The sequence below is a fragment of the Paenibacillus sp. FSL R5-0473 genome, assembly GCF_038004565.1.
Taxonomy (GTDB): domain Bacteria; phylum Bacillota; class Bacilli; order Paenibacillales; family Paenibacillaceae; genus Paenibacillus; species Paenibacillus amylolyticus.
Window position 1 is genome coordinate 1,982,655 of the sequence record NZ_JBBORL010000001.1, and the last position, 24,470, is coordinate 2,007,124.

Consider the following 24,470-nt stretch of genomic DNA (forward strand, 5'->3'; position numbering starts at 1 on the left):
GTTTCCCTCCCAAAATATTGTGCATTGTAGTACATCATTAACGCAAAGTAGAGCAGATGAAACGATTGTTACTGTAAAAATTCAGAAAAAAGACAACATTTTCTAAACCACCGCATTTTTCTTTTCAACTTGGCTAGACTGGGGTAATGGTTACTGTTATATCTATTTTCTTGAGAAGAAGGTGATCTCTTGGCCATTCAACCGTTAGCACACCCGGACATATTGCCGGAGCATATTTATTTATTTCATGAAGGTAACCTTCATCACAGTTATCGAATGTTGGGCGCGCAGCCTGAGACTTGCGATGGCCTTCGGGGGTATCGCTTTACCGTGTGGGCACCAAATGCCGTAGAAGTAGGACTGGCTCTGGACCGCAATGAATGGAAAGGCGAAAAGGAACCTTTATATAAGATACCCGAATCAGGATTTTGGAGTCGTTTTTTTCCGGAAATTAGCGAAGGAACTTTATACAAGTTCCGTATATTAACGGAAGATGGAACAGAATTGCTCAAAGCGGACCCATATGCGTTTCAAGCAGAGGTTCGACCTCAGACAGCCTCTGTCACCAGTTCAATCGAAGGGTATAAATGGAATGATGGAGCCTGGAGACGCAAACAACGTGCCATGTATAACAAACCTCTACATATTTACGAAATGCACATGGGAACCTGGAAGCGCAAAGAAGACGGAAGCCTCTATAGTTATCGCGAGATGGCTGATTTGCTTGTTCCTTACTTATTAGAAATGAAATATACACATGTTGAAATGATGCCCCTCAGTGAGCATCCATATGACCTTTCGTGGGGCTACCAAAACACAGGGTTTTATGCGCCAACCAGTCGTTATGGGCATCCAAAAGATCTGATGTATCTAGTGGATACACTACATCAGGCAGGGATTGGCGTATTGCTGGATTGGGTACCTGCACATTTTGCCAAAGACGCTCATGGGTTGCGTATGTTTGATGGTACGCCTTTGTATGAGTATGCAGATCCGATGTTAGCAGAGAAGCCAGGCTGGGGCACACTTAGCTTTGACTATTCGAAACCTGAGATTCGTTCATTTCTGATCTCCAATGCTTTATATTGGATGGAGATGTATCATTTTGACGGACTCCGTGTTGATGCGGTTACGAGTATGCTACGGCTTGATTTTGAGAAGCAGCCAGGACAATATCGTACCAATGATGAAGGTGGTCTTGAGAACAAGGAAGCTGTAGCCTTTTTGCAGCAACTGAATGAGACGGTGTTCAAGTATTTCCCTTATGCATTGATGATGGCTGAAGAATCCAGTGCATGGCCAATGGTGACTTTACCTGTAGATGAAGGTGGTCTGGGTTTCAACTACAAATGGAACATGGGCTGGATGAACGATACGCTTGATTACATGGAATCTGATTTTCATGAGCGTCCTTCCAAACATCATTTGCTGACTTTCCCGGTCGTATACTCCTTTGCTGAAAATTATGTGCTACCTCTGTCACATGACGAGGTTGTTCATGGCAAAAAGTCGCTCCTCGACAAGATGCCAGGAACCTATGAGCAGAAATTTGCCGGCATGCGTGCTTTTCTGGGCTATTTTATGACTTTCCCAGGGAAAAAGCTCTTGTTTATGGGTGGAGACTTTGGCCAGTTCATCGAATGGAAAGATGAGGATCAACTGGATTGGTTCTTGCTGGATTATGACAGTCACCGCAATTTGCATAAGTTTGAGCGTGAGCTGTCTAACCTGTACTTGAGTGAAAAAGCTTTGTGGGAGCTTGATCATTCCCTAGACGGTTATGAATGGATCACTCCGGATGATCAGGACCAGAGTGTCATTTCATACGTACGCAAAGGAAAAAAACCTGCGGATACACTCCTTGTGCTCATTAACTTTCAGCCGGTCAAGCGGGAGCGTTACCGGATTGGTGTCATGCGTCCCGGTATGTATACCGAAGTACTGAACAGTGACCATTCCGTTTACGGCGGTTCAGGCATTACTAATGATATGCAACTGCCTACCGAAAAGATTCCTTTTCATGGGCATCCGCATAGTCTCGAATTGGTATTACCTCCGCTTAGTATCGTGATTCTAAAAAAGAACACACGTCGGAAAACGGATGAATCACCTGCGAGTATAACTTCCGTCAGTTCAAAAACGAAGAATAACAATGAAAGCAACACGCTCAAACCGAAGAGGAGGACAAAGGCATGAATATTCTATTTGCTGCTGCTGAAGTACATCCATTTATCAAAACAGGAGGCCTTGCTGACGTAATCGGTGCTCTCCCGTTTGCTTTGAAGAAGAGCGGGGCAGATGTGCGGGTGATTATGCCTAAGTACAAGGGGATTCCCGATGAGTATAAAGACGCGTTACAGCCCGTAATTACAACGGATGTGCCTCTTGGGTGGCGCAGGCCCTATTGTGGAATAGAAATGCTGGTTCATGATGGAATTCCAGTCTATTTTGTGGATAATGAGTATTATTTTGGGCGTGATGGAGTGTACGGTTATATGGATGATGGCGAGCGTTTCGCCTTCTTCAACCGTGCAGTTCTCGAAGTGTTGCCACAGATTGAGTTCAAGCCTGACGTGTTGCACAGTCATGACTGGCATGCAGGAATGATTCCTTTGGTGCTTGAAGCACACTACAGACACGATCCATTCTACAGTGATATTCGTACGGTATTCACCATACATAACTTGTTGTATCAAGGGGTATTCCCGCATCAGTTATTCAGTGATATCCTTGAGCTGGACGATCGATATTTCACCGTGGATGGAGCCGAGTATTACGGTAATGTCAACTTCCTGAAGGCTGGAATTGTCTACGCTGACCATGTAACAACCGTTAGTCCAACTTACGCACAGGAAGTGAAAACATCTTATTACGGATACGGTCTGGACGGACTGCTTAGTTCACTTGGAGATCGATTCAGCGGGATTGTAAATGGCATTGATACCAAGAGCTACAACCCGGCTACAGACACCAAGATCCCGGTGAAATACAGAACAAGTCTGTCCAAGAAAACGGAAAACAAAATTGAGCTGCAAAAGGAACTTGGACTTCCTGTTCGTCCTGATGCACCTCTTATGGTCATGGTCACAAGGCTTGTGGATTCCAAAGGACTTGACTTGGTCTGCCGTATCCTGGATGAATTGTTGTATTATGATGATATTCAATTCGCTGTACTTGGAACAGGGGAGCAGTCCTATGAACACTGGTTCCGTGAAGCTGCGAATCGTTATCCACTTAAAATGTCTGCACAGATCAAGTTCAACGACGGATTATCCCGTCGGTTTTATGCAGGCAGTGATATCTTCCTGATGCCGTCCAGATTCGAACCGTGTGGTATTAGTCAGTTACTGGCTCTGCGGTACGGTAGTGTGCCTCTCGTAAGGGAAACAGGCGGTCTGAACGATACTGTGCAGGCATATAACGAGTTTACTGGAGAAGGTAATGGTTTCTCATTCACAAGCTTTAACGCTCATGACATGATGAGTACCATTCGGCGTGCTGAGGAGATCTACAAACAGCCAGAACACTGGAAGAAAATTGTGAAAAATGCAATGGGCGGAGAATACAGCTGGAATGTCTCAGCTGAAGAATATATGGATATTTATCGTCGGATCACACTTGACCTTGTAAATTGATGTAGTCTTGAATGAGTCACAGCACATGATGCTGTGGCTTTTTTAATCAAATAAACAAAACACTTCCAAAGTTCAGAATGAAGTATCATCTGAGACGGTGGAAGTGTTTTTCTTTTCTTTTATATGACTGTTCAGAATTTAAACCTCAGCAGTGTTGGATGGTTGTCGGATCAAGCTGTCTATACAAAATGCGGTACCCATAGGGGTCAAGCTTAATATTCATCATTCCATCGGTTGGAAACACAGGCTCTTCAGTTAATGCGTCTTTCCAGTCTTTTGTTTCCATAGGATGAGAGAGCGTTCGATCTTGAGGTGTATTGTTCATCCATACGGTAAAGTGAAGGTTGTCATCCACACGCTCGTAGACGATACAGGGATCATTGTGATCAGCCTTGAGGAATCGGAAGCGTCCTTTGCGCAGGGCTTCATTGCTTTTGCGTAGATCGATCATCAGACTATAGAAATCATACAATTCTCTGTCTTGCTTGTCCGGGTCCCATTCCATACATTTTCGACAATCCGGGTCAGCATCACCACTAATCCCAACTTCGTCGCCGTAGAAGATACAAGGTGTACCGATATAGGTGAAAAGAAATACAACCGACAACTTTAAACGGCGTTTGTCTTCTCCTAACCGGGTGAGCAGTCGTGGGGTATCGTGGCTGCACAGCATATTAAAGATCACTTCATTGGTTTGTTGCGGATAGCGCATAATCAGTGAACCCATCTCGTTGGCAAAATGATAACCGTCCATTGAACCACAGAAGAACTGAAGCACTTTGTCGGCAAATGGATAATTCATGACGGAATCGAATTGATCTCCCATAAGCCAGGTCAAGGAGTCGCTCCATACTTCACCAACAATATAGGCTTCAGGGTTCGCTGCCTTAACGACCTTGCGAAAATCACGCCAGAAGTGGTTGTCCACCTCATTTGCTACATCCAGACGCCACCCATCCAGCTTAATTTCCTTGATCCAGTACTCAGCTACATCAAGTAGATATGCCTTAACCTCAGGGTTGGCTGTATTGAACTTGGGCATGTTGCCATAGAACCCAAATGTATCGTAGGTTGGTATACCATCCTTGATCTGAACCGGATATTCATTGATGTGGAACCAATCGGCATACTTAGAGTTTTTTTCATTCTGGAGAACGTCTTGAAAAGGAGGGAAGTCTTCGCTGCAATGGTTAAACACCGCGTCAAGCATGACACGTATACCCAGGCGATGACATTCTTCTGTCAATTGTTTAAGCAGGGCATTATCACCGAAATGGGGGTCGACTTTTTTATAATCAATCGTGTCGTATTTGTGGTAGGAATTGGCCTGGAATAACGGGGTAAAGTAAATGGCGTTCACGCCAAGTTCAGTTAAGTCATACAGATGATCCAGCACACCTTGCAGATCTCCACCAAAATAATTGTCTAACTCAGGTTTGCCACCCCAGTCATGCGTTTCTATTGGATTCAGCTTGGGGTCTCCATTAGCAAACCGTTCCGTCATGATCTGATAAAAGACGGCTTCTTTGGCCCACTCGGGCACCTTAAACACATCAATTTCATGTATATACGAGAACTCATAATATCCTCCAGTTGGATAGGGGGTCTCATAATGAATTCCGTTATCCGCAAGAAAAACATCTTCTGAACCGGCAGTTATCCGAAATATATAAGTGAGACGTTTGAATTGTGGCTTGACGGCAGCTTCCCAGTAATCAAACATGTTATCCGAAGCAGCCTTCTCCAATTGAATTTCCTTGTATGTTCCATTCCAATCGTACTTATCTCCGGTCAGTGCAGTCACGTATTGCACATCATTACGTTTGGTTCGTACGCGCAGATGTATGGTAGACGAATTATAAGCATAAGCCCATTTGTCACGAGGAACATGATACATGGCTTCGAGCAGCATGACAGCACCTCCTGAATATAGGATAAGTTATAGTTATAATTAACCAAGTTAGCCAGCAAATGAATCACATTTACTGTAATAAAATGTATTATTTTCATCGTTTTCAAAGGTTTCTTTCACAGCATTTCCAGCTTTGTGCTGAATATACTTACAGCTAATTTAGAAAAAAGGGTGCCCTGAACAGCTTGGAATTCAAGATTGTTCAAGGCACCCCTATATAACATGTTGAAAGTGAATTTTAGCGAATAGCTTGCTCGAACTCCGTGCGGATGGTTTGAAGCAGCTCTGGCTGGCTCAGTACGTCATAGGCTGTTGTTGCAAGTGCCTTGGCTCCCAGAATCATGCCATCCAGCGCACGCTCCTGAAGTGCAAGGTCACGGAAGGCTATGGAGTGCAGTGTATGCACTTCGTCTACAACACGAATGTAGGGATGAATTGCAGGACATTTCAGGGAAACGTTACCGATGTCCATAGAGCCGTGATCATTACCACTCACAATCTCTTCTTGCGGGATCCCAAGTTCCATCAGATTTTGACTAAACGCAGCTGAGAATGCTTCATTGGTAACCATCTCGTCATAGGACGTTTCATAGTTGGATGTCACGAGCTTGCCACCTGTCTGGAGAGCAGAACCTTCAGCGATCTGAATCACACGTTCTGTGAGGATATTCAGTTCTTTGCGAGTTGCTGCCCGTACATAAAATTGCGCAGAAGCATAGTCAGGAATGATATTTGCTGCCTGACCTCCGTTGTTGATCACACCATGAATCCGAACGGTGCTTTTCACTTGTTGACGGAATGCATTAATCCCGTTGAACGTTTGAATGACGGCATCAAGAGCATTAATGCCTTCGTGCGGACTTGCAGCAGCATGTGAAGATCGGCCATGGAATTCAAATTGCACAGCATCAATAGCCAGCGAGCTGCCTGACTTTTCGTAGGCATAATATGGATGCGCCATGAGAGCGACGTCACAGTCATCGAACAAACCTGCTTCCGCCATCGGAACTTTGGCACCACGTGTCTCTTCAGCGGGGGTACCAAACACTTTAATGGTTCCACCTACTTCATCCAGAATAGATTTTAGCCCAACAGCGGCCCCAAGACTCATCATACAGATCAGATGGTGACCACAAGCGTGACCGATCTCCGGCAAGGCGTCATATTCGCACAATAAAGCAATGGTAGGGCCGGGTGTGGCGGCTGAATAGGTTCCGATAAAGGCTGTCTCCAGACCGAGGATTGGAGCCTCTACAGTGAAACCGTGGAAGAGCAGTTCTTCTTTCAAACGGGCAGAAGCGAGATACTCTTCATTTCCCAGTTCGGGGTTGGCACCGATATATGATGAAATGGCTTTAAAACGGGAAGCATATTGATCAATAACCTTCAGGATTTGTGATTTGTTAGCTGTCATTAGTAAACTCCTTATGCAAAAATGAAAATAATTCATTGATTATATCATGTTTGCTTTATTTTTTCAGAAACAAGTCAAGATTTGTAATGTCAAAATGCATTGCATAATCATGCATTGTACTTTATAATGACTCAGTCATCAACATGAGAAGCATACAAAGTATTGTAAGGGGAGAGAAAAAGGTTGAAATTAATAAGTCGTTACACCATGATGCTGTTGACCTTTGTTATTCTGCTGACGACTGCCGTTCCTGTGGCACTTGCAAGTGGAACTACAGATAATTCAAGCAGTAAAAAGCTGGTGCTCGGTACAAGTGCCGATTTTGCACCATATGAATTCCATAAAGTGATTAATGGCAAAGATGAAATCGTTGGCTTCGATATAGAGATCGCCAAAGAGATTGCCAAAGATCTTGGCGCTGAGCTTGTGATTGAGGATATGGGCTTCGACGGTCTCCTGCCTTCATTGCAGAGCGGGCGTGTTGATCTGGTGATTTCAGGTATGACGCCGACGGATGAGCGGAAGAAAAGTATCGATTTTTCCGACACCTATTATAAATCAAAACAAGTGATTATGGTTCGAAATGTGGATAAAGACAAATATCCAACTATGGCAGAACTTGAAAATGCGAAGATTGGCGTTCAGAAAGGCTCCATTCAGGAAACGATCGGACAGAGTATTCCAGGAGCGAAGCTTACTGCGCTGGATAAAATCTCGGATATCGTGCTTCAACTGCAAACAAAACGCATTGATGCGGCAATCGTTGAAGATACCGTTGCTGCAGGTTATCTGGACGATATCATTGGACTTGCTGCTGCTGTTCCGGACGAAGAACAAGCAGAAGCGGCAATCGGGATTCGTAAAGGTAATACCGAGCTGCTAGCTGCAGTAAATGGAACACTGGAGCGACTGAAAAGCGAAGATAAAATCAATCAGATGGTGACGGACGCCAGCCTCTTGATGGCGGATAAAGCGAACAAATCACAAAATATTTTCCAAGTATTCTGGGAGTACAAAAGTTTCTATGCTACAGGTGTAGGATACACACTTCTGTTGTCTGCACTTGGGGTTATCTTCGGGGTAATTATTGGATTGATCATCTGTTTGTTCCGTTTGCATGACGCTGCAATCTTGCGCTGGATCGGTACGGCATACGTTGAAGTGATCCGTGGCACACCGATGCTGGTACAATTGATGATTATTTACTATGGTTTTTCTCTGAGCTTTGGCATTAACTTCACTGCACTTCAGGCAGGTATCATTACGCTTTCAATCAATAGTGGTGCCTATCTGGCGGAGATTTTCCGTGCAGGTATCCAAGGTGTGGATCGTGGTCAGTTGGAGGCAGCGCGTTCATTAGGTATGGGAAGAGGCGCCGCGATGCGTTATATCATATTGCCACAAGCCTTCAAAGCTGTATTACCAGCGATCGGTAATGAATTCATAACCATCATCAAAGAATCCTCCATTATCTCCGTTATCGGTATGGTGGACATTATGTATCAGGCAAGTGTAGTCAAAAACATTACGTACCAAGGCTTGAGTCCATTTTTGATTGCAGCAGCCATCTACTTTGTAATGACGTTCATTTTGTCCAAGCTGCTGGGACGACTGGAAAGGAAGTTGAGTGCAAGTGATAGACGTTAGACAATTACACAAATCTTATGGTAATAACGATGTGCTTAAGGGCATTAACGTGACGATTGGCAAAGGTGAGGTTGTTGTAGTCATCGGCCCTTCCGGTTCAGGTAAAAGTACTTTCTTACGTTGTCTGAACCTGTTGGAACAGCCTACCTCAGGAGAGATTGATTTTGAAGGCGTGTCAATCACGGACCCCAAGCATAACATTAACGCAACTCGTGAGAAAATGGGCATGGTGTTCCAGCACTTCAACCTGTTCCCACACAAAACGGTAGAGCAAAACATCACGATTGCTCCAATTAAAGTGAAGAAACAATCCACTCAGGAAGCGGAGAAAATTGCTGCTGATCTGCTTAACACCGTGGGCTTGTACGATAAAAAAGATACATTCCCGAATCAGCTGTCTGGTGGACAGAAGCAGCGGATCGCCATTGCTAGAGCATTGGCCATGCAGCCGCATGTGATGCTGTTTGACGAGCCTACGTCGGCACTGGATCCTGAGATGGTCGGCGAAGTGCTGGATGTCATGAAACGTCTTGCAGAAGGCGGAATGACGATGGTCATCGTAACCCATGAGATGGGTTTCGCACGTGAAGTGGGAGACCGCATCTTGTTCATGGATGGCGGGGTTATTGTGGAAGAGGGAACACCTGATGAGGTGTTTGGAGCACCCAAAAATTCACGTACACGTGATTTTCTTGCGAAAGTACTCTAAACGATGTGATCAAATAGCGTTACTGACTTCGAGTCGGTAACGCTATTTTTTATGGATAATAATGACGTATGGATTCGGAAAAGTAACTATTCTGTTACCAAATGTAAAGGAATCGGGTCAACCAAACTTTCTGAATTAACCAGTATTCTTACAAATGCTTACATGCTAAAAACCATTTGGTAAGAATTACTACAAGTTCAGGTTACAAAATTGTGATATATTGAACTCTGCCGAAACTTCCGGACAGGGAGTGCGGGGGATGTAACGATGCAGATTGTGCAGGGGGAAGATCTACAGCACACTGCTTGGGGTGAATTAGGGGTACATAACGTTTCAAATGTAATGAAGAACCTATAGGGTGGGCTCCTCATCCGAATCCGACAACTAACTTCGCAGGCACAATGAGGGAGGAAGACCATGATTAACAAGAAACGTATAGCCAAAACAGCAGTAGCATTATTGACAACAGCAATGCTCATTCAAGCCGTTCCGGCTCACGCCGATTCAGTTCATGTGGCCAAAGAAGGGGATACCTTCTACACCTTATCAAAACAATATGGAGTAGCAATGAACACGTTGGTTAAAGCAAACAACGACATTTCACCTTACAACATTTATGGTGGTTTGAAAATTACGATTCCCGGTAAGGCAAACAATGTAGCAGCTGCTGCGGCAACGGAGAGCAAGACCCAAGCGAAGACTGTTACTACAGCGAGCTTGGACGTTAACGCAGATAACAAAGTGGTTCAAGCCTGGGGTAAAACATTCGATTACAGCAAAGCCGTTAACGTGAAAGCAACGGCATACTCTGCAGATCCGTCTGAAAATGGAGGCTGGGGTGCAGTCGATTATTTCGGAAATGACCTTGAACTGGGCACGATTGCAGTTGATCCAAGTGTAATTCCACTTGGAACCAAAGTACTGGTAACTGGTCACAGCCATCCAGGATTGCCAAAACAGGCTTTTGTAGCCACAGCGCGGGATGTGGGCGGTGCAATCAAAGGTCACCGGATTGATATCTTTATACCGGGTAGCAAACAGTCTGTAAGCTCATTTGGATTTCAGGATATCGAGCTGTACATTCTGAAGTAGAGAGAAAATAACATTTTAAATGAATTCAAACAGGGTGTCTGCCAGTCGCTAATTCGCGATTGAACAGCACCCTTTTAATATTCTCATTTATTTCTATCACGGTCATCTTAATCTTTGGCCTTTGGCAATCCCAGCATTTCGTCCAAGGTGACCAGTTCATATCCCCGATTACGTAGTTCCTCAATAATTTCAGGCAAAGCCTCAATCGTGCCGTTCAGGTTTGACCCTACACCGCCTCCAGCATGTTGCAGAACGATGGAGCCGGGTTTTACGGCAGACAGGATATTATCTTTCACCTGTTCCTTTGAAAGGCCTTTCCAGTCCAGGGAGTCTACGTTCCAGTTCACAATGCTATAGTGTTGTTTGGCAGCCCATCTCAGCTGTTCTTCATTAATGTCTCCATAAGGTGGCCGAATCATCTTGGGCGTATAACCCGCCAAACGTTGAATAATATCCCCGGTATGTAAAATTTGTTTGCGAAAGGCATTCATCGACAGCTTACTGAATTCAGGATGATTGTAGCTGTGATTACCAACCATATGCCCTTCCTTAACAATGCGTTTCACTAGATCCGGATGTTTCTCAGCACGACTACCCACGATGAAGAATGTAGCTCTGACATTGTATTTCTTCAATACATCCAGCACTTGTGGAGTAAACCGTGGATCAGGTACATCATCAAAAGTCAGTGCAACCTTCTTGGTTGAAGGACCATTGGTTTTGAACGTATCGGCATATTTTTGACGTAACTGTCCCAATGTCAGTTGTTCTTCTTCTGCAGAATCCGAACCTGATACTGATTCACTTGATGGGCTTGAAACATCCCGCGATGAAACTGGAGCATGATATCCCCCTAGAAAAATAACGATAACCATCAGCATAATGAGGCGTACGCGCATAATAACGGCCTCCTTTTCCAAAATGACGTTCTCCTTGGTATGCCCGGGGGTTCCATAAAATATGCGCAGTGTGAGAAGTTTCATTGCGGATTTAGCTCATGACAGCCATAATTCCTCCATATATAAACATATAGAAAAGGGTAGGTGGATAGGATATGAGTACATATGATTTGAAATCCATACGTTTACAGGTGATTGAAGCAGGAGAGGATAAGGTTTTTCTTGTTACCGGAGGAAAGGCGCATATTGGCGCCGTAGCCACGTTCTACGTGGATCATGAGCGCGTCAGCGGGACGACGGTACATATTCCTGGGCATAAGGAACAAGAGCTGTGTGAGCGGCTTGCCCGAAATGCTGCCCTGCAGCTGAAAGTAACCGTTACGGTGATCATGGGTATTCATTTTGACTCCATCACGCGGATGCAGATCGACGAAATCGTGCAGACTGCAGAGAGGTTGATGGAGGATCACCTGAACAAAGATAAACGATCTTCCTGACATAAGAACCATCGAATGTTTTGATTTTATTTGCTAAAATTGAAACGAGTTGTAGATTATTACGTATGTATGTTTATATACGATGTAATATCGACTAGGAGGAATAACATAATGTCCATTTTCAAACGTTTGCGTGATCTAACCATGTCTAACATCAACGCCATTATTGACAAGGCGGAAGATCCAATCAAGATGACGGACCAATATATCCGTGACATGCAAGAGGATCTGGAAGATGCGGAGAAAGCAGTAGCTCAACAGATCGCCATTGAGAAGAAATTCAAGCAGTTATTCGAAGAGCAGGAAGCTCTTGTGAAGAAACGTGAAGAGCAGGCGCATACGGCGGCACGTGCTCAGAATCTGGATTTGGCTCGACGTGCCCTGGAAGAGAAAAAGGCTGCTGAAGAGAAGATGGCTGAGTACAAAACCAGCTATGATCAAAACAAGGCTTCTGCAGATAACCTGCGTGGCAAGCTCGACGAGATGCGTAAGCAACTGACTCAAATGAAGAACAAACGCGAAACACTGGTAGCCCGTTACAATGCAGCAAAAGCCCAAACGGAAATCAACAAAGCGTTGAATGGGTTTGGCTCTGATACCGCAAGTGCTGGTATGAAGCGTATGGAAGAGAAAATGATGCAGATGGAAGCACAGGCCGAAGCAAGTAACGAAATGTCTTCCAAAGGAAAATCTTTGGATGAAGAGTTCGAGAAGTTGGGTAAAGATCAGGCTGTTGAAGACGAACTCGCAGCATTGATGAAACAGTACGATAATAAGAACTAATACCTTGGTTGTCAGCAAGGTTAACCAGCGGAGGAGAAGAGTATTTCTCCTTCGCTTTTAAATGCGGTTCATGTTGATATGTGGGGGCTGTGTAAATGGATTTGAACATTTTGGCGATGCTGGTCTGGACCGGATCTGGTTCGGTTTTGCTGTTTGTCCTGATGTATGTTGATTCACTGTTCACGAAATATAAGGATTTTGCTGAAGTTAAGGCCGGCAATATGGCAGTTACTACACGTATGGTTATGAAATTATTTGCACAAGGATATGTACTCGCTACGTCCATTTCTACGGCCGGTCACCTGGGAGAAGCACTGCTGGTCTCCGTTGTATCCTTTATCATTTTGTTGATTCTGGAGAGTGTTGTACACTTTATGATTCGCAAATGGGCCAATCTGGATCTGGATACGGGAATTCAGCAAGGGAAGACAGGGTACGGGTTGTTCTCTGGCGCTTTACATATCGTGGGCGCACTGATTATTGCAGCTTGTTTATAAGATAAGGAACAGGAGTAATTCTCATGAGTGTATGGAAACGAATTAAAGGAATACTAACGAAACCTGAACCACCGCAGGCAGAGAAAACGATGCTTCAGCTTGCACCTGGTGATATCTGTGAGGTTTCTCTGGTCACTTATGAAGTCGTTGGTCGGGTACAAAATCGTGCTCGAAATGCAGTTGTGCTCACGCTGCAGGATGGTACCGCATTTCGATATTTGCATATCGAAGAACGGGAACTTACACGTTACGCCCTATATACACCAATTGATGGCAGGCTTGATGCACCTGATGAGGTGCCCACATTGCTGGACCTGGATGGACGCGCATATCATCTGGAGGAAGAGTATGGAGGCATGGTATCAACGTCAGGTAGAACTCCATATGGCCAGGCTGGAGAACAATTGGTATGGCAGTATCAGTCGGATGATAATATGCTTCTTCGGGTGGAGTGGCAAGACAGAAGATTTACACTGTATGAGGGTGAGTCCATTCTTCCTGCGGATATCAAAGTGATTCGTTCGAGCTAGGAGAGGTTCCAATGAAAAAACGCTTGGCACATGGATTAAAATTAATGCTGGTCCTCAGCCTTGTCATGTCTCTGTTGTCCGCGTGCGGAGCAGCACCTTCTGTTCAGGACACATATCCGCTTGAATCGGTTAACGGCAGTGGTAACTCAACGTCCTATGTGTACCGGGCTTCGGACCGTACCGTTCCGGAAGTGGCTCAGGAATTGTCTGACCAGCGGCAACCGGATCAGATCTCGGCAGAGAATACAGAGCGTATGTTCCTCGTGTATCAGGACGAGTATTATCACCTGCAACAAGACCCGAACAAGCCGGAGGATACATTGGTTGAGGTGGACTCCAAGGAATATGTTCGGCAGAACTACGATTCATCTTTTTTACAAGGTTACCTCACCGCTACATTAATTGGTAATCTATTCGATTCTTTTGGTGGGCGAGGTTATGGCAACTATCGAGGATACACCAATAAAGATACGTATAAACCGAGTGCAGGATCTTATCGTGCACCAACAAGTAATGACAAGAAGCTTGCTCCACCTATTACTGTTGATCGGAAAGGTACGATTACAAGGCGCGGAAGCGATAAAGATTCAAGCGTGGGATCTGGCGGAGGATTATTCAACCGCAACAAGGATCAGAGCAAGGGAACCATTGATCGCAACAAGAGCAGTGGTGGGTTGTTTGATTCACCTAAGAAATCCTATAAAAAACCAAAAACCAGAGTGGGCGGCGGCCGAATTAAGAGGCGTAGATAATGATTCAATTATAAGTTTGGCTGCCCAACATATAGTACAATCCAAAAAGAACAGGAAAAGGTATGAAGGATTTATCACTATCCGCGCAATTACCTTGGAACTGTTCTTTTTGGTTTACGATTTGCGAACATGATTGGACTTGCGTACGCGGGGAATCGTTGTAGCAGGCTGTTTGCGAATCCAGCGGATAAATGGAATCATTCGTTCATCCTGTCTCAAGGATTGCAGATCCGTGAGACCAAGGGTTACAATGTCGCGATTGGTGTATAGCGAATGAATCTGTTTGTGACAGGGGATGCACAGGTTGGCCGTTGGCAGAAATGTTCCGCCCATTTCTTTGGGTGTCAGATGATGAACGGTCGTGTTCACAGGTTCTCTTCCGCATAATTCACATCGATTACTCATGATCATCGCCTCCCTTTGTCACTTATATTATGGGCAGACAAGATGCCTTTCATGTTGAACATAGGTCAAGGAATGTTACACCTGTAAGAAATAAGATTTTATCACAGGATTCAATAAGTGATGTACTTGTTATCTTACAGTATTCGGGCTACACTTTCTTAAAGGATGATAGTCTTTAGGAGGTAAGAATACTTTTGAAAATGAACTCACATTCACATGATATGACAACTGCCAAATTCAATCGTACAGCTGTACAGGTACCGGATGCCCAAGCTAAAATAGCTGCAAGAGTTACTGTAGGCTCCATAGAGAAAGTTCATCTTGAATCTGCTCATGGCCGCACACTTGCAGAGACGATTCAGGCACCCCATCCGTATCCATTCTTCCGGAGATCGGGTATGGATGGATTCGCGATTATCAGTACAGATACTATAGATGCATCGAGTGATCATCAAGTTTGGTTTCGAGTCATTGATGAAATTCCTTGCGGCTACACCTCGGATCACACCATTGTTTCAGGTACGACAGCTCGCATCATGACCGGTGCACAGGTTCCGGAAGGTGCGGATGCGGTAGTCATGATGGAGATGACCGAGAGCAAGGTAGAGGATGGAGAACAATGGATTGCATTGAAACGGCACATATTGTCGGGTGCTAACATCACTCCGATCGGACTGGAGGTCCAAGAGGGACAGCAATTGCTCGAAGCAGGAACGATCATCAGGGCAGGAGAGCAGTCCGTGTTAGCTACTTTTGGCATAGCAGAAGTTCCTGTATTTCAACGTCCAAAGGTGGCGATATTCGCAACCGGCACGGAATTGCTTGATGTAGATGAGCCATTACAACCAGGTCGGATTCGGAACAGCAACAGTTACATGCTGCGCTCTCTGGTTGTTGAGGCAGGTGCAGAGCCTGTGATGTACGGTTCTATTGCAGACGATGTGAATACGGCAAGGGCCAAACTGGAAGAAGCCATTCAAGATAATGATATCGTGGTGACCACAGGCGGTGTATCCGTTGGGGATTATGATATTATGGGTGAACTTGTGCTTGAAGAACATGTGGAGATGTTGTTTAACAAAGTGACGATGCGACCAGGCAGTGTGACCACAGCTGCTATATATAAAGATAAATTGCTTTTTGCGCTTTCGGGTAACCCGGGGGCTTGTTTTGTAGGTTTTGGTTTGTTTGTTCGTCCAACCATACGTTCCATGCAGGCGGATGCTCATCCTTATATGGAAGAATGGACCGCGATCTTGGAAGAAGAGTACACCAAAGTAAACAATTTTACACGGTTCGTACGTGGACGCACAGAGATCCGCAACGGCATGGTGTACGCAATACCGGCTGCCGCCCGTGTAGATGAATCCAGTGTGATGATCACCATTAAGGACAGCGATTGCCTGATTGTTGTTCCACCTGAGAAAAAAGGCATTCCTGCGGGTGAGCAGGTACGTATTCTCAAACTGCCCTCAGGTCATGTGAGGTAGTGGTAGATGACTACAATCAGTGATACAAAGCCACATATCATACAGATTGTTGGATACAAAAACACGGGTAAGACAACCCTGACAGCCGCGTTGATCGGGCACTTTTCTTCTATGGGACTTAAAGTAGCAGCAATTAAGCATGATGGACATGACCATTTTGAGATGGATCAAGAAGGAACGGATTCTTATCGATTTGGAGAGGCTGGGGCCTCGGCGGTGGTTGTTATGTCAGAGAAACGTACTGCGATTATAGAGCGACAGGCAACCAAGCTGGAGGATATGCTGAGCTATCTGTCGGGTTATGATTGGATTGTTGTTGAAGGATTCAAGGATGCTTCTTATCCCAAATTTGTGATGGTTCGAGAAGAGAAAGATCTGACCTTGGTTGATCAGCTTAAAGGGGTAGTGGGTATGATCTCGTGGTTACCTTCAGAGCAGTTTATTGAGCAGAGCACCGTAAGCAGAGAGATAACATGGTACTCGGTTCATGAAACGGAGGATATAGCCAAAGCGTTGTTAGCGATGGTTGAGAGCGAGTGTAGACAGAATGGTGAACTCTAATCGTAAAAACGTTAAAAAAGTAGGATAGTATGATCGCTGGATATGATTGAATGTACAGAGCGTGATTGATTCTTTTTTAAATACAACGTAATATTTATTATGTAAACTATAATCATTTCTGATTATGCTCTTCTCCTTAAATGATGCAAAAAAAACAAAAAAGCAGCAGACCTTTCTCGGATCGAAATCCTTGATGTGGCTTGCTGCTTTTATTATGTTCGGGATGTTACATCCCGTCATCAGTACGACGTTCGATGGCTTCGGACATCGTTTTGTCGGTAAGGTGAGCATAGATCTCGGTTGTTTCCGTAGAAGCGTGTCCAAGCTGCTCCTTCGTTTTGTAAATATCATTTTGCAAATAATAGTCGGTTGCGAATGAATGGCGTAATTTGTGCACGGTCAAGAATGGTTTGCCAAAACCTTTGGCGTATTTCATGATCATGGCCTGGATCGCTCTTTTGGTCATTCGACTGCCTTCTGAATCTCCGTTACGCAAAGCAATGAACAGACCTTTCTCCCGCTTGGGCGTACGGTAACGTGATTGCCGCAGGTTCATATAAGTTGCGAGTTCGTCCTTGGCCTGTTCCCTGAAATAAACGGGAGTTTTGTACGTCTCATCATTGTTACCTTTGCGATAAACATACAGGAGTTTGTTGTTCAGATCGAGATCATCGACGTTCAGGTTCACAACTTCCGACACCCGTAAACCTGAATTGAGAATCAAGCTGGCAATACAGGCATCCCGTTCTTTGTTGATTTCATGGGAGTACAGGGCCTGCTTGTTCTTCTCCATATCCACAGCGTAACCTTCAAGGATATAGCCGATAAATTCCAGCAGTTCCTCTTCCTCCAGGATTTTACCTTTGAGTTTGGCAGCGGTGTCCTTGGGTTTATGGGTACGCTTGATCTCGATTTTGGCCATAATGTTCCGCTTCAGCAAAGGATAAAAGTCTTCATCTTCCGCAATTTGGCTCAGGTAATGAAAAAGGGAGCGAAGGGAAGAGAGTTTGCGAGAGACGGTAATTCTGGAATTGGTTCCTTCTCGTTTGGTTGTGAGAAATAACCGATAGGCGGTAACCGAATCCATGCGAAGGACTTCCAGTTCAGTCAAGGTAACTTCTTTATTAGAGCTTGCCTCGGACAGCCCTTCTGCTCGCAACCATCCGAAGAAAGCTTCGTAATCTCTCAGATATTCGAGTAGGGTAGAGGGGGACAGGTCAGGCAGCTTGTAGTCCATGAATTGCTGAACGAACCAAGGCATGGAAGGTAGTTTGTCATCCAGCTTGCGTCGATCAATCTCTTTTTGCACGTTGGTCAAGTTCGACACCTCCATGTGAAAAACATATAAAATGAATATTCAATTTAATAGTATTCTATGCTCTAGTGTACCATAATTTACATGCTCACAGCTTGTTCACCAAAGCAGGCAGTAAGTAGGGTATGCTTCCTTGCCCTTCGGCGCGTAAACCTTTAAAGTAATTAGTATACGTAAAGCAGAGGAGGTGAACCGGATGAATATGAAAATAGAACTGGTTCCCCGGGAACACAGTCAGGTGATTCGGCATTTAATGCAATTTTATTTATATGATTTTACCAAATACCTGAATATTGATGTGGACAGTAACGGCATTTTTCCGGAATATCCCGGTCTGGAGGCATTCTGGGCAGAAAAGGACCGCAAGTTTCCTTTTTTGATTACAAGTGATGGGGCACCTGCAGGGTTTGCTCTGGTGGAGAAATTGGAGCCTGGTAGTAAGGATAATGACTACTATTTGACTGAGTTTTTTGTGATGCAAAAATATCGGCGCAGTGGGGTGGGCACTCGGGCAGCATACGAGCTGTTCAAACGTTTTCCAGGAAGATGGAAAGTGACCCAGGTTCGTAACAATGTCATTGCGCAGGCGTTCTGGCGAAAAATTATAGGAGATTATACCGGAGGCCGCTTTCGAGAAAAGTTCCATCCGGAACTGGGCAATCCAAGCCAGTATTTTGTAACCTGATTCCCATCGGGGTTTACCTACATATAGAAGCATTTGCATGATTGCGATATAAGTTGAACTAATCATTTACACGATAACGGAGAGGACAGAAAAAACCTGAAAAAGCGAAGCGTTCGCCTAAAAGCTTTCTGAAAGAAAGCTGCATCGGAAGAATACGCTATCCTCGGATTTTCCCCTTCAGAAAAGGGAATCAAAAAATCTGGGGATAACAGCGATTGGAAGGTTATTCTGTCATCGTAGTGTCAGTGTAAATAATCTTTAGTTCAACTTATAAATCTGATGAAGGAGTGAGTGACATGAACGTACCCACATTCCATCTCGATGGACAGACAGCACTGGTGACAGGTGCAGGGAGAGGGATCGGAAAAGCAATTGCGATTGGACTTGCCCAGTCAGGCAGTGACGTTGTACTTGTATCCCGAACGATGAAAGAAATTGAGGAGACAGCAGCCTACATCTATGAACAGACAGGGCGTAAAGCGCTCGCTCTGAAAGCGGATGTGACATCAAAAGAACAAATGGAAGAGACGTTTCAAGAGGCGATCTCGGAGATGGGTAGCCTGGACATTCTGGTGAATAACGCAGGTATGAACATACGGACACCAGCACTTGAAGTAACAGACGAGCAGTGGGAGACCATCATGCAGACAAACTTAAAATCGGCTTTCTTCGCTTCGCAATTGGCGGGTCAGCATATGAAAGAACGTGGGACTGGGAAGATCATTAACATCTCTTCGGTAGGTGGGCATACGGCTTTGCGGACAGGGGTTGTATATGGTGCGACCAAAGCTGCATTAATTCATATGACCAAAGTTCTCGCACTGGAATGGGGCAAGTATGGAATCCGTGTCAATTCAGTAGGGCCATGGTATTTCCGAACACCTTTGACTGAAAAGCTGCTGGATGATCCCCAGTATTTGCAGGAAATTGTAAGCCGCACACCGCTACAGCGAGTGGGAGAACTCGAAGAAGTGGTAGGGCCGGTTGTATTCCTGGCATCAGATGCAGCGGGATACATAACGGGTCAGACGTTATTGGTTGACGGTGGAATGTCCATTTATGGATTTTAAATAAATGAAGTTGGTTACATTTTGGAAAAAGTGGGTGGCATAACCCACTCATGGGTAATAACATAAGGGAAGTTGAAGTTAATCTGTATTTCTATTTATCTGTACCCAATTCACTGAACTTGGAGGAAGATAACCATGGAAACGCGCAAGTACGGTAATACTGGCATGAACGTAAGTACACTTGGATTTGGCGGAGCGGAAATAGGCAAAAATGTATCCAAAACGGATGTAGCCACATTGCTGAATAGTGCCCTGGATGCTGGATTAAACGTGATAGACACGGCTGAATGTTACGGTGACAGCGAGGAATTAATCGGTGAGGTGCTGTCACATCGGCGTGATGACTACTATTTGTTCACCAAATGTGGACATGCTGCCGGGATCGAAGGTCCGGATTGGGATGCCAAAGTACTGGAGCAAACGATTGACCGTAGTCTGAAACGGCTGAAAACCGACTATGTGGATGTTATCCATTTGCATAGCTGCTCTGAAGAAGTACTCCGACAAGGAGCAGTAATCGAAGTACTACAGCGTGCCAAGGAATCAGGTAGGACCAGGTTTATCGGATACAGTGGGGATACAACAGATGCGCTATATGCGATTCAGACCGGAGTATTTGACAGCCTGGAGACTTCATTAAATATCGCAGATCAGGAAGCAATTGATCTTACGTTGCCTGAGGCAAGAAAAAGAAACATGGGTGTCATCGCCAAAAGACCAATTGCCAATGCGGCCTGGACGTATGATACACTTTCAGAAGAGGCTTATCCATTTATATACTGGAAGCGCTTAAGTGAACTGAACTATAGTTTTCTGGGTGAAGATGCCCAGGTAGCGGTGGAAACAGCACTGCGTTTTACGCTAAGTACCGAAGGTGTAGACACAGCTATTGTAGGAACAGCCAAGCCCAATCGCTGGCAGCAAAATGCTGATCTTGTGGCTAAAGGGCAACTCCCACAGGAATTGTATGATGAAATTAGAGCACGATGGAAAGAAATCGCCGGAGCAGATTGGACTGGCCGGACTTAAATCAGAAATATTAGCGAAGCCGCCATATGGCGGCTTTTTTATGACCAACATAAAATATTTTCAACATATGAAAAATTCACAACAATGATTGGAAAAGAGGCTGCGAAAAATACTAGAGAATAATATTAGAGAATAATATTAGAGAACAATACCTATACGTCAGCTTAGTTCAAAACGGGTGACAAAGGATGAAAGAGGAAAAATCCCAGGAAGTAGCCCTTCTTATAAACGACTAAATTTATAAAAAACGACGAAGATATTGAGAAAATACGAAAAATAGGCAATCTACGTTCAATTTAAAAGAAATAACGACTAAGTTATAATATTTCAACATATGAAAAATTCACGATAGAAAGATCATTTTCTCACCTTAGTTACCCTCTCTCAAACAGCCACATTGACGCACCACCAAGTTTAAAGGAAAACCATTATAAGCGATTGAAGTCAACCACTTTTTTGCGGGTTTAAATCAAATTGAAAATATATCTTTATGAATAATCTCTAAAAGCATACATCTTAAATTCATTATCAGAATAATTTTAACATATTAATTATTATGTAAACTAATAATAATTCTTTTGGTAATACAGACATAAAACCTCCATGACCTGTAAATCGTAAGGGGATAAGGCAGAAGGAGGAGCTTCATGAAAAGTCAGCAACACCGTAAAAACGACGACGAAAAACTAAGTTGGTTCAGCCTATCCTTGTTTGGCGCGGGTTGCACACTGGGAACGGGATTTTTTCTGGGAACCAGTCTCGCGATTCATTGGGCCGGCATATCCGTACTTATATTGTTGGTACTGGCGGCGGCAGGTACTTACTTTGTATTTGGTGCGCTGGCACAGATGACGGCAGATGATCCAAAGGAAGGCGCTTTTCGAACGTATGCGGGCGAAGCATTCGGACCTTGGGCTGGTTTTGGTAGTGGATGGATGTACTGGTTCTCTGAAATGCTCATCATGGGCAGCTCATTAACGGCACTTGGGCTGTTCTCTCAATTCTGGTTTCCCAAGTTTCCGCTATGGGCATTTGTTGCGATCTATGCCGCTATAGGTCTGTTCATTGCTGCACTGGGAGCGAAGGGATTAACCAAAACGGAGAATATTCTTGCTGTAATCAAACTTGCTGCAACGGTTGCATTTATAGCTATAGCAGGAGCGGCTTGTCTGGGTTGGTTACCTGTAAAAGTCACACCCGAGCAATTGAAGAATGAATGGTTTCCGCATGGAGGTAAAGGCGTTTGGACCGGTTTCATCTATGCATTCTTTGCTTTTGCCGGGATCGAGGTTATGGGTTTGATGGCAGCTAACCTGAAAGAACCAAAAGATGCAGTGAAATCAGGTCGAGTAATGCTATTGACGGTGAGTACACTCTATGTGATTGCAATTGCGTTGATCCTGTTGCTTGTGCCTTCAGTTCAGTTAACTCCAGATGAAAGTCCACTTGTCAAGGCCATGTCAACCATTGGATTCACTGTTGTGGTCCACATTCTCAACGGAATTCTGATTATAGCCGGATTCTCGACAATGGTGGCTTCGTTATATGCCATTACGTCCATGTTGGTGAAACTCGCGGAAGATGGAGATGCACCAAAGTTGTTCACGAAGACCCGGGGAAAAAAGGACATGCCACTTCAGGCATTGTGTTGTACAGCGGCTGGATTAGTCCTGTCTACGTTGATGGCATTATGGATGCCCAAGAGTTTGTTTGAATATGTGACGACAGCAGGTAGTCTGGTATTAATGTATACATGGCTGCTCATCTGCATCACGTACATTAAAAAAATGAAGCCCGTGAAGTGGAATCGCATCAAAGTATGGATTGCCATAGTATTAATTGTAGCTGCTGTGGCTGGGACAGCGATGGAAAAAGCCAGCAGAACGGGTCTGCTGGCAAGTGTGGGACTTCTGGTGTTCCTTGGCATCATCACGTATGTTGTTCATAAGGTACGTGGCTCGAAACCACCGCAGTCAGCACCATCCAAACCATAAGTACCTTTCAGCAACTTTCGTGGAGGTCGCACAACGGATTAATGAGTGCTTTAAGATTATTTCGTCAACTTGCCTAGGGCTTGCTTCATCCGCATGAATGGACATTTGGAAGGTGTCTGCTCATCATCAGGCAGGAAATACTGTTTCCATTCCAGATTATCCTGCTGACCATACCACATCAGCGAAGGGTGAGCAGGTACAGCATCATACGCAGCGAGACGTTTGCGAATTAAGGTTTTCATTTTACGGCCAAGAGGGGTGTTGTCATTAATGGATTCGAATACCCACCGTGGTTGAAAAGCAAACATGAGATAAGGAAAATGCCGGCTGGCTCGGAGTTCATGTGCAGGAGTTGCACAGAAACAAAAATAAGGCTCTCCGCCAAAGCAAAACTCCCATGATGAATCATGAGGATCGGTTGAGATATGTTCCGGCCACGGCTCGGTATCGTGTGAACTTACCCGATTAAGCATTTGCCAGAATAACGTCTGATATTGCTCTACCGTTGTATGATCTTTCAGATCACTTGGCGTCTCACAGATCACGACCATCGAAGCGTAATGACCAGTGTCTCTGGATACAGGACCATATTGTCTAAGCAGATCGGCCATATCTTCGGCAGCATGTTCAGATCGGGGGTCACACGTAAAGCCGTACCTCAAATGCCCTGACAGAAATCCCATTCGTCCAGGTACACACGGATACGTATTATTTTCATCGGCGATCATATCTGCAAATTGCGAATAAGCGTCCTGCTGCCAAGATGGAAGACGCTCAAACAAGGTGTTTATTTCGTCGGCACTATACAGCTCCGCCATTGATTCCCAACTCCATTCCACATGATACCGTTACAGTATTAATGTGGGGGAAGTTGGGTGACTGTCCAGCCTGATTTTGTTGTCAGAAAAAAATGGAACGTACAGCTTCGTACCCAAAATACAAACCAAATCCGATCAGGCAGATTCCCGAAATGATAGAGATCCAGCGCAATACATTCTCACTGCTATGTTTGTGGAATCGACTGGCCATTCCAGCCATAATGACATCCCATACCAGGATACCAATGAATATGCCTGAACTGTAGAGCAGCAAATGAGCGGTATCCGTATGTTTCACAGTTGTCGCGAGAATAGAGCCATAGATCCCCAGCCAAAATAAAATATTCAGTGGATTGGACAGGGCCATCAAAAATCCGGAAATAAAAGATTTTCGAACAGTTGCTTCCGCAGTAGATGTGCCTTGAATGCCTTGCTTTAGCTTCGAGAGCGTTTCCACTCCCGTGTAAATCAGAATAAAACTGCCAAATGACCAGAGAAAAGAGCGCATGAACGGCGTGTCCAGAAAATGGGCAACTCCAAAATAAATCAGGAGCATATACACCAAATCTGCAAACATAGCTCCGAGTCCTAGAATCCAAGCATGCATGAATCCGTGGCGGGCTCCACGGTCGAGTTGGGCGGCGTTAATCGGACCGATTGGAGCGGACAATGATATTCCCAGAATGATATAACTGAACAGTACAGACATAAACACGTTCACTCCTTAACGGGTTCG

23 protein-coding genes and 1 riboswitch are annotated in these 24,470 nt (G+C 44.7%); of the genes, 16 read left to right on the forward strand and 7 right to left on the reverse strand.

What is annotated here, in order from left to right:
- Nucleotides 1–189: 189 nt before the first annotated feature.
- A complete protein-coding gene (glgB, locus tag MKY28_RS08705) occupies nucleotides 190–2,196 on the forward strand; it encodes a 1,4-alpha-glucan branching protein GlgB (protein ID WP_076328539.1) in 2,007 nt (668 codons plus the stop codon).
- Complete coding sequence (gene glgA / locus MKY28_RS08710) at nucleotides 2,193–3,635, forward strand: glycogen synthase GlgA (protein ID WP_340386554.1); 1,443 nt, start codon at nucleotides 2,193–2,195, stop codon at nucleotides 3,633–3,635. The genes glgB and glgA overlap by 4 nt, the downstream gene beginning before the upstream one ends.
- 145 nt (nucleotides 3,636–3,780) lie before the next feature.
- Here the strand turns inward: glgA and MKY28_RS08715 are convergent, their stop codons facing one another.
- Both MKY28_RS08715 and MKY28_RS08720 read right to left on the reverse strand, forming a co-directional pair.
- On the reverse strand, nucleotides 3,781–5,547 hold the full coding sequence (locus tag MKY28_RS08715; RefSeq protein WP_340935664.1) for an alpha-glycosidase: 1,767 nt from the start codon (nucleotides 5,545–5,547) through the stop codon (nucleotides 3,781–3,783).
- 238 nt (nucleotides 5,548–5,785) lie between these two features.
- Nucleotides 5,786–6,961 carry a M20 family metallopeptidase gene (locus tag MKY28_RS08720; protein WP_340935667.1) on the reverse strand — a complete coding sequence of 392 codons (1,176 nt, stop codon included), beginning with the start codon at nucleotides 6,959–6,961 and terminating at the stop codon, nucleotides 5,786–5,788.
- Nucleotides 6,962–7,144: 183 nt separating this feature from the next.
- On the opposite strand from MKY28_RS08720, the gene MKY28_RS08725 reads away from it, so the two are divergent.
- The 3 genes from MKY28_RS08725 (at nucleotide 7,145) to MKY28_RS08735 (ending at nucleotide 10,409) form a co-directional block, all read left to right on the forward strand.
- Entirely contained in the window at nucleotides 7,145–8,608 is a 1,464-nt protein-coding gene (locus MKY28_RS08725) for an ABC transporter substrate-binding protein/permease (RefSeq protein ID WP_081746001.1), read from the forward strand.
- Nucleotides 8,595–9,317 carry an amino acid ABC transporter ATP-binding protein gene (locus tag MKY28_RS08730; protein ID WP_036613682.1) on the forward strand — a complete coding sequence of 241 codons (723 nt, stop codon included), beginning with the start codon at nucleotides 8,595–8,597 and terminating at the stop codon, nucleotides 9,315–9,317. The genes MKY28_RS08725 and MKY28_RS08730 overlap by 14 nt, the downstream gene beginning before the upstream one ends.
- A 218-nt stretch (nucleotides 9,318–9,535) precedes the next feature.
- Nucleotides 9,536–9,732, forward strand: a riboswitch (cyclic di-AMP (ydaO/yuaA leader).
- 2 nt (nucleotides 9,733–9,734) lie between these two features.
- Nucleotides 9,735–10,409, forward strand: a complete 675-nt coding sequence (locus MKY28_RS08735) for a 3D domain-containing protein (protein ID WP_340935668.1) — start codon at nucleotides 9,735–9,737, stop codon at nucleotides 10,407–10,409.
- 107 nt (nucleotides 10,410–10,516) lie between these two features.
- Here MKY28_RS08735 and MKY28_RS08740 read toward each other — a convergent pair whose 3' ends face one another.
- On the reverse strand, nucleotides 10,517–11,308 hold the full coding sequence (locus MKY28_RS08740) for a polysaccharide deacetylase family protein (protein WP_340935669.1): 792 nt from the start codon (nucleotides 11,306–11,308) through the stop codon (nucleotides 10,517–10,519).
- Nucleotides 11,309–11,463: 155 nt separating this feature from the next.
- Here MKY28_RS08740 and lpdD point away from each other — a divergent pair, with 155 nt between their 5' ends.
- The 5 genes from lpdD (at nucleotide 11,464) to MKY28_RS08765 (ending at nucleotide 14,367) form a co-directional block, all read left to right on the forward strand.
- The gene (gene lpdD / locus MKY28_RS08745; RefSeq protein ID WP_340935670.1) at nucleotides 11,464–11,805 is read left to right on the forward strand and encodes a prenylated flavin chaperone LpdD; all 342 of its coding nucleotides are present in this window, start codon (nucleotides 11,464–11,466) and stop codon (nucleotides 11,803–11,805) included.
- 111 nt (nucleotides 11,806–11,916) lie between these two features.
- Nucleotides 11,917–12,588 (forward strand): PspA/IM30 family protein, encoded by a 672-nt coding sequence (locus MKY28_RS08750; protein WP_076210133.1) that lies wholly within the window; start codon nucleotides 11,917–11,919, stop codon nucleotides 12,586–12,588.
- A 95-nt stretch (nucleotides 12,589–12,683) separates the two neighbouring features.
- A complete protein-coding gene (locus tag MKY28_RS08755) occupies nucleotides 12,684–13,085 on the forward strand; it encodes a DUF350 domain-containing protein (protein ID WP_036613690.1) in 402 nt (133 codons plus the stop codon).
- 23 nt (nucleotides 13,086–13,108) lie between these two features.
- The gene (locus tag MKY28_RS08760) at nucleotides 13,109–13,615 is read left to right on the forward strand and encodes a DUF4178 domain-containing protein (protein ID WP_340935671.1); all 507 of its coding nucleotides are present in this window, start codon (nucleotides 13,109–13,111) and stop codon (nucleotides 13,613–13,615) included.
- A gap of 11 nt (nucleotides 13,616–13,626) precedes the next feature.
- Nucleotides 13,627–14,367, forward strand: a complete 741-nt coding sequence (locus tag MKY28_RS08765; RefSeq protein ID WP_017688102.1) for a DUF4247 domain-containing protein — start codon at nucleotides 13,627–13,629, stop codon at nucleotides 14,365–14,367.
- A 114-nt stretch (nucleotides 14,368–14,481) separates the two neighbouring features.
- Here MKY28_RS08765 and MKY28_RS08770 read toward each other — a convergent pair whose 3' ends face one another.
- Nucleotides 14,482–14,772, reverse strand: coding sequence for an HNH endonuclease signature motif containing protein (locus MKY28_RS08770; RefSeq protein ID WP_017688103.1), 291 nt, complete (start codon nucleotides 14,770–14,772; stop codon nucleotides 14,482–14,484).
- 200 nt (nucleotides 14,773–14,972) lie between these two features.
- Here MKY28_RS08770 and MKY28_RS08775 point away from each other — a divergent pair, with 200 nt between their 5' ends.
- Both MKY28_RS08775 and mobB read left to right on the forward strand, forming a co-directional pair.
- Nucleotides 14,973–16,262 carry a molybdopterin molybdotransferase MoeA gene (locus MKY28_RS08775; protein ID WP_340937872.1) on the forward strand — a complete coding sequence of 430 codons (1,290 nt, stop codon included), beginning with the start codon at nucleotides 14,973–14,975 and terminating at the stop codon, nucleotides 16,260–16,262.
- Nucleotides 16,263–16,268: 6 nt separating this feature from the next.
- The gene (gene mobB, locus MKY28_RS08780) at nucleotides 16,269–16,823 is read left to right on the forward strand and encodes a molybdopterin-guanine dinucleotide biosynthesis protein B (protein WP_340935673.1); all 555 of its coding nucleotides are present in this window, start codon (nucleotides 16,269–16,271) and stop codon (nucleotides 16,821–16,823) included.
- A gap of 226 nt (nucleotides 16,824–17,049) precedes the next feature.
- Here the strand turns inward: mobB and xerS are convergent, their stop codons facing one another.
- The gene (xerS, locus tag MKY28_RS08785) at nucleotides 17,050–18,141 is read right to left on the reverse strand and encodes a tyrosine recombinase XerS (RefSeq protein WP_340935675.1); all 1,092 of its coding nucleotides are present in this window, start codon (nucleotides 18,139–18,141) and stop codon (nucleotides 17,050–17,052) included.
- A 193-nt stretch (nucleotides 18,142–18,334) separates the two neighbouring features.
- On the opposite strand from xerS, the gene MKY28_RS08790 reads away from it, so the two are divergent.
- From MKY28_RS08790 to MKY28_RS08805, 4 genes are all read left to right on the forward strand, one after another.
- Nucleotides 18,335–18,823, forward strand: a complete 489-nt coding sequence (locus tag MKY28_RS08790; RefSeq protein WP_340935677.1) for a GNAT family N-acetyltransferase — start codon at nucleotides 18,335–18,337, stop codon at nucleotides 18,821–18,823.
- Nucleotides 18,824–19,119: 296 nt separating this feature from the next.
- Entirely contained in the window at nucleotides 19,120–19,893 is a 774-nt protein-coding gene (locus tag MKY28_RS08795) for an SDR family NAD(P)-dependent oxidoreductase (protein ID WP_340935679.1), read from the forward strand.
- 135 nt (nucleotides 19,894–20,028) lie between these two features.
- A complete protein-coding gene (locus MKY28_RS08800; RefSeq protein ID WP_340935681.1) occupies nucleotides 20,029–20,922 on the forward strand; it encodes an aldo/keto reductase in 894 nt (297 codons plus the stop codon).
- Between the two features lie 647 nt (nucleotides 20,923–21,569).
- Nucleotides 21,570–22,916 (forward strand): amino acid permease, encoded by a 1,347-nt coding sequence (locus tag MKY28_RS08805; RefSeq protein ID WP_340935684.1) that lies wholly within the window; start codon nucleotides 21,570–21,572, stop codon nucleotides 22,914–22,916.
- Nucleotides 22,917–22,972: 56 nt separating this feature from the next.
- On the opposite strand, the gene MKY28_RS08810 is transcribed toward MKY28_RS08805, so the two are convergent.
- A complete protein-coding gene (locus tag MKY28_RS08810) occupies nucleotides 22,973–23,734 on the reverse strand; it encodes a YqcI/YcgG family protein (RefSeq protein WP_047843355.1) in 762 nt (253 codons plus the stop codon).
- Between the two features lie 82 nt (nucleotides 23,735–23,816).
- Nucleotides 23,817–24,443 carry a LysE family translocator gene (locus tag MKY28_RS08815; RefSeq protein WP_017688112.1) on the reverse strand — a complete coding sequence of 209 codons (627 nt, stop codon included), beginning with the start codon at nucleotides 24,441–24,443 and terminating at the stop codon, nucleotides 23,817–23,819.
- Nucleotides 24,444–24,470: the final 27 nt, after the last annotated feature.